Source organism: Zarconia navalis LEGE 11467 (assembly GCF_015207075.1).
Lineage (GTDB): Bacteria > Cyanobacteriota > Cyanobacteriia > Cyanobacteriales > Geitlerinemataceae > Zarconia > Zarconia navalis.
The window spans coordinates 1-5,863 of sequence record NZ_JADEXN010000350.1; the positions used below are offsets into that span (position 1 = coordinate 1).

General features: G+C 49.2%; 5 protein-coding genes. 1 reads left to right on the plus strand and 4 read right to left on the minus strand.

The annotated features are described in order from the left end of the window. Nucleotides 1-299 precede the first annotated feature (299 nt). Nucleotides 300-1,043 (minus strand): dienelactone hydrolase family protein, encoded by a 744-nt coding sequence (locus tag IQ235_RS16725; protein ID WP_264322565.1) that lies wholly within the window; start codon nucleotides 1,041-1,043, stop codon nucleotides 300-302. A 143-nt stretch (nucleotides 1,044-1,186) separates the two neighbouring features. Next, nucleotides 1,187-2,092 (minus strand): hypothetical protein, encoded by a 906-nt coding sequence (locus IQ235_RS16730; RefSeq protein WP_264322566.1) that lies wholly within the window; start codon nucleotides 2,090-2,092, stop codon nucleotides 1,187-1,189. Between the two features lie 397 nt (nucleotides 2,093-2,489). Between IQ235_RS16730 and IQ235_RS16735 the strand changes: the two genes are divergently transcribed. Then, the gene (locus tag IQ235_RS16735) at nucleotides 2,490-3,470 is read left to right on the plus strand and encodes a GntR family transcriptional regulator (RefSeq protein WP_264322567.1); all 981 of its coding nucleotides are present in this window, start codon (nucleotides 2,490-2,492) and stop codon (nucleotides 3,468-3,470) included. A gap of 258 nt (nucleotides 3,471-3,728) precedes the next feature. On the opposite strand, the gene IQ235_RS16740 is transcribed toward IQ235_RS16735, so the two are convergent. After that, nucleotides 3,729-4,256, minus strand: a complete 528-nt coding sequence (locus IQ235_RS16740) for a DUF3450 domain-containing protein (RefSeq protein WP_264322568.1) — start codon at nucleotides 4,254-4,256, stop codon at nucleotides 3,729-3,731. A 347-nt stretch (nucleotides 4,257-4,603) separates the two neighbouring features. Beyond that, a partial coding sequence (locus IQ235_RS16745) for a TolC family protein (RefSeq protein WP_264322569.1) occupies nucleotides 4,604-5,863 on the minus strand: 1,260 nt, incomplete at its 5' end.

Sequence of the window (5,863 nt, forward strand, 5' to 3'; positions counted from 1 at the left end):
GGGCAAACGCATCTAAATTATAGAAGCCTTACTCAGAAAAGATTTAAAAACTGGTAAGTAAAAATACTTGTCTAGTAAATCCCATATCCAGTCAGCATTTCAAAATAAGATGCGTTTGCCCTGCAACCGCAGGGTATGCTTGACAGTTCGCAAAATTGCGTGTCTTTGACACGACTATCGTCCGGAGGACACGCTACGCGAGCGAGAAAAAAGGCGATCCCAAAGCTCTCTGGTATAGCAGTCGCCACTACGGTTAGGACAGTTTAATCTCACACCAGTACCTCCCGACCCTGGCTTCCCTAAACTTTCAAGGTACTCTCGAATAATTGCCAAATTTGCTGCCACGCATCGGCGGCGGCAGTGGGATTGTAGCTGCTGCGTCGATCGCACATAAAACCGTGGTCTGCCCCTTCATAGCGGAAAATTTGGTGGGGGATATTGTGCTTTTTCAACTCAGCTTCGATACGATCGACCTGTTCGAGGGGAATGAGGGGATCGGCAGTGCCGAAAAAGCCGTAGAGGGTTTCCCCAATCTCGGAAGTGCGATCGAGGGTGGTTCCTTCTTCTCCCGGACAGCTCGTCGCGATGCCGGCCCCGTAACAGGATGCCGTCGCTTTAATATCGGGTAAGGTGGCAACCAGATAAGCAACGTGTCCCCCGAAGCAAAACCCGATCGTGCCGATGGCCGAAGTGGTGTTGGGCATGGCTTTGAGATAATCGATCGCCGCTTGGGTATCGCTTCGGAGTTCTGAGGCTTTAGTTTGGGCTTTGTACGATCGACCCAATTTGAAGTCTGCATCGGTGTAACCCGTCTCGAAACCGGGGGCGGTACGTTGGTACAATGCCGGGGCGATCGCGACATAGCCTTGCTGGGCAATTCGATCGACGATCTCTCGGATGTGGGCGTTGACTCCAAAGATTTCTTGAAAGACCACGATGCCGGGAAATTTCCCATCTCCAACCGGCTGAGCTAGGTAAGCATCAATTTGTAAATTCCCATTGACAATTTCAACATTTTTCGATCTAAATTCTAATAGAGTCATTATTTTTATGAGGCAATATTCTAACGTTTCTAGAATATCGGGAAATAGACTTAGATAAGCTTTTGAAAATTAGATCTATCTTTAAAGAATCTTACATTAGATCGACGACAAAGACACAAAGGATACAGCCAGCAGCAAGAGAGTTATTGACTTCGATCGGATGTGTCTAAACTCATTGACTCGATCGAGCAATCTAAAAATTCTCGCACGGATGAAGTGAAGCTTGTAATATTTTGAATGGAAATCATTCCTTTTACCCCTAAAAACGGCTCGGACACTTTAGGACGAGATCTAGTGAAGTGAACCATCAAACTTAGGTTGGCATACTCTGACTCTTCTTTCTCTATCTTTTTATTTTCAACTTGAAGCTGGAACAAATCGTTATATATATTTAGAGGAGATATTAAGTCATCTGAGGCTTTATTTAGAGAATTCGCATAATTTTCAAGTTCGAGAATAAAATTTCGCACATCTTGAGTTGTCATCAAATCTAAATGAGTTTTCAGGGATAATTCAGAAATTTGAGTTTCAAGAAATAAGCGAATGGATACGCCGATTTCTTCTTGTCTCAGCCTCCTTTTGCTTAAGTCAAATGAAACCTTGTATCCCTCGCCTTCTAGAAGAAACTCTTTCTTGTTTAATTTTGCTTTTGCGATAAAAGCAGCCTTGATTTCATCGAGAATCGATCGCATCTCACGAGAAATCGGGATAACTTGCTCGAATATCAATCGAACTTCTTCACGAGAGGCTCCAATTTTCAATTCAAAATCGGCTAATTTAAATCCATAACAAACTTCATTCAAGCAACTATGGAGTATCCCGAGTTCGAGCTTCGATAAATTCAGTTCGATGGATTCGTAATTTCGATCGATGGCCTGGGTTAGTAAATCCTCAACTTTTTGACCTTCTGCGATCGATGCACCCACTCGGGCAACAAATTCTCGAGTTAAGGCGGCGATCGTTTCCCGAATCGTATTGGCCAGAATACTCAGTTCGGAATTTGAAAACTGAATTTTTGCGGCATCTTCTCGAATTTCAAGGACTTTCATTTCTCGATCTTATCTTTTGAGAGAATAACAAGATAAGATGACCGATGGGTCAGTGACGATCGAATCAGGTGAGTCGGTGGATTTGAGGCGCAGCTCCATCAAAAACAGTCAAATCTCTTCTCAAATCGAGAGATCGCCTGCAATGCACTCGTATACTGAGTTTAAAAGGTAAGCTTAAGTATGACAGAAGCCGTATAGGTTAGGACAACCAGTACTCCACCCCAGAAATTATGATGGGGCACTACCCCTACCTGTCGCGCATCAATGTGGTGGACAACTAGCCCAAAGGATGTTTCTGAGTTTTCCCCGATCTCCGATTTGATGTCCTAACCCCTCGCTCCTGATTGTCATATTTTCAGACATCGCAATCCCCTCACCCTGGAGGATTACACCATTTATGCAGTTTCACATCCAACCCGATAGTGATATTCCGGCCTCGAATCAACTGTTCAACCAGATTCGGTTCGCGATCGCCTCGCGGCAATTTCCACCCGGTCATCGGCTACCCAGCACCCGGCAACTGGCCATGCAAACGGGGTTGCACCGCAATACCATCAGCAAAGTCTACCGACAGCTCGAAGAAACGGGTCTGGTGGAGGCTCAAGCGGGATCGGGCATTTACGTGCGCGCTCAAGGACATGAAGGTGGCACTCAGCTCAACTCTCCCACCCTCGAAAAGTATCCTCAGGCCTACAAAATCGTCCAGCAAAGCGTCGATGACCTCCTCAAACAGGGTTGCTCCCTAAACCAAGCTCGAGAGCTGTTCCTGGCCGAAATTGACTGGCGTTTGCGGTGTAGCGCGCGGGTACTGGTGACGGCCCCCACCCAGGATATTGGTGTGGGCGAGTTGATGGCGCGGGAGTTAGAACAGTCGCTATGCATTCCCGTACAACTGGTTCCCATGGAAGAATTAGATCGCACCCTCGATCGTGCGAACTCCGGCACCGTGGTCACCAGTCGCTACTTTATCGGCGAAGCAGAAGAAATTGCCGCTCCCAAGTCCGTGCGGGTAATTCCCGTGGATATTTACGACTACGCTGGGGAAATCGAACTGATTAAGGATTTACCCAAAGATAGTTGTGTGGGTTTGGTAAGCCTAAGTACCGGGTTGCTCAGAGCTTCTGAAGTCATTATCCACAGCTTGCGCGGGGACGACCTCTTAGTGGTGACCGCTCAAATGGGCGATGCGTACAAACTCAATGCTTTGGTGCGCAGTGCCCGGACGATTATCTGCGATCGCGCGAGCTATCCGAGCGTTAAAATGTCCATCGGTGCCGCCAGAGACGACCTCATTCGTCCCCCCCAAATTATCTGCATTGAAAACTACATCGGTGCAAAGTCGATCAATTTGCTCAAACGAGAACTGGGACTCGATTAACGGTAACGAAATATACCAGTCTTTCCCTTATTCGAGCAAATTAAGCCAAATGGCTGATGACACTCACTGCTAAAACCGGTATCACTAAATGTAGGTACTCTGAGGGTTAGACACCCGCAGAAAAGCCCCCGTCAACAGGGATGATGGGGGCTTTTTTTATTGCATCGGTCGCGGGAGTTCGGACGAGGGATGTGGAGGGCCGGGGGAGAAGATGCTTGCCGTTTCGCTGCGCGACATCGCTATCTCATCCCAATGCTCCTAGCGATCGTTATCAACAGAAACCTGATACAAGTAACCCGCTCCAAATGCGGCCACCACGATCGCCGCCACAATGGCAATCGACCATTTTCGATCGATATTTCCCGCCGGCGTGCTCCAAATCGGCGGCGAACTCGCTGGCTGTTCGGTAACGTTCGCCCGAAAGAGGGAAGCATCCATCGAATTCGAGGGATTGTTGGATTTCGACTCCGATAGCGTATCGAGGGCGGAAACCGAGGCTTCAGTTGCCGCGACAGAACCTTTCGATTCCTCCACGTTCGCAATCTGTTTCATGCGATCGACCGATTCGACCGCGTTGGCAATTTCCCGTTGCAGTTGCTCGTGGCGATCGTTCAGTTGCTGGTTTTGTCGGGTGAGCTGCTTGTTTTGAGCGTGCAAGGAGTCGAGCATCGCTTGAGTGGCTTGCAGCTCGGCTGCAAGCTCCCGATACACTGACAAGGGCACAGATGGAGATTTGGCATTATCTTGAGAGGGTAAAGCTTTCCCATCGGAATCGGAGTTGGACATAGGTAGCTTGCAGTAATGAAGTAAATGCATTCGAGAAGAGAGGCACCCACTGGAGCTGTTCGTTATTTGCCCTAGGTGTTTGCTTCCAGACAAGGATTGACGGACTCGCGATTGAGAACCACACCTTTCGCTCTCGATGCCCCGCAACCCAACAAACTCGGGCAACCGAGGCTAGGCTTGTAAATCAATGTAGCATTATCGCAGCACAACGGGAACATAGAGGGGCTTCGGGAGCTTGGGGGGCAGGAGAAGAGAATTAAAAATTCCGACTCCCAAGTCTTCTTTTGCGTAGCGCTATGTCTGGTATCTGATATCTGACATCTGGTATCTGACATCTGGTATCTGAATCAATCGAGGACGTAATCGCTTAAGGGAAGGTTGCTAACCGATCGTTGAAGTCCGATCAGAGATCGGTTGTAGCTGATAATCGCATCGAGGAGGTTATCTTGGGCGCGAGTCAAATCCGTTTCCGAGTCGATCACCTCCGTCTGGGTCCCCACACCCGCTTGGAAGCGCAGCCGAGCCAATTCCAGTGCTTCTTGGGCTTGCTCGAGGGCGATTTGAGCGGTTTGAATGCTCTCTAGGTTGGCCTCTAAATCCGAATAAAATTGCTCGACGCTAAAACGAATCAGATTGCGCTGTTCGGCAAACTGATTTTCGGCAATTTCGGCGTTAATTTCCTGTTGGCGAGCGGCGGCCCGAGCGGCACCACCATCGAACAGTCGCCAGTTTCCTTGCACTTGCAATAAAGTCCCATCAGCAAATCCGGTACTATCATCTAACCGGTTGAGAACGTTGTAGTTGGCACTGACCGTCACTTGCGGCCCGATTTGAGACAGGGCGGCCCGTCGCTGCTGCTCGCTAATATCCCGTTGGACGAGTTGCTGTTCGAGTTCGGCTCGATTTTTAATCGCCGCGACGATCGTCTGTTCGAGGGAGAGTTCCCACAATCCCGCAATTTCCACCGGGTCGGCTGCGGTAATATTAGCCTGCTGGCCGAGATCGATTAGTTGAGCCAACTGTCGCTGAGAAATGCGTTGGTCGCTCAAGCTTTCGGTCAAATCTTGCTGGGCGTTGGCTAAGTTCACTTCTGCACGCAGCACGTCGAACTGAGTTCCCACCCCTGCCCGTTCGAGGGCTTCGGCATCCTCTAAGCTTTGTTCGGCATTGCCGACGGCCGCTTCGTTAATGCGGACGTTGCCGTCAGCTTCTTGTAAATCGTAGTAAGCCGTGGCCACATCCAAGCGAATATCTTCGCGAATCCGCTCCACGTCTAGCTCGTCTAAACGAACCTGTAGCTCGGCTGAGGTAATTTGAGCGCTGCGCAAACCGGAGGTGAAAATATTGTAGGAGATGCCGATTTGACCGGTAAGGTTGTTAGAAACTGTTGGGTTGAAATTTTGTTGCGATCCGTCTGCCTGCTCTGTAATCACGTCGATTTCATCGTCGGTTAGCTCTCTGCCCAATTGTTCTTCCTGAGCCTCCACAGTCGAATTGATCGACCGTTCGATTGCCAGTTCGCTACCGGCCGAATCCGTCCGAGAGTAGCCCAGTTGCAGGTCGATATCGGGATATAAATCGGCTTGAGCTTCGCGCAAGTCCTCGTG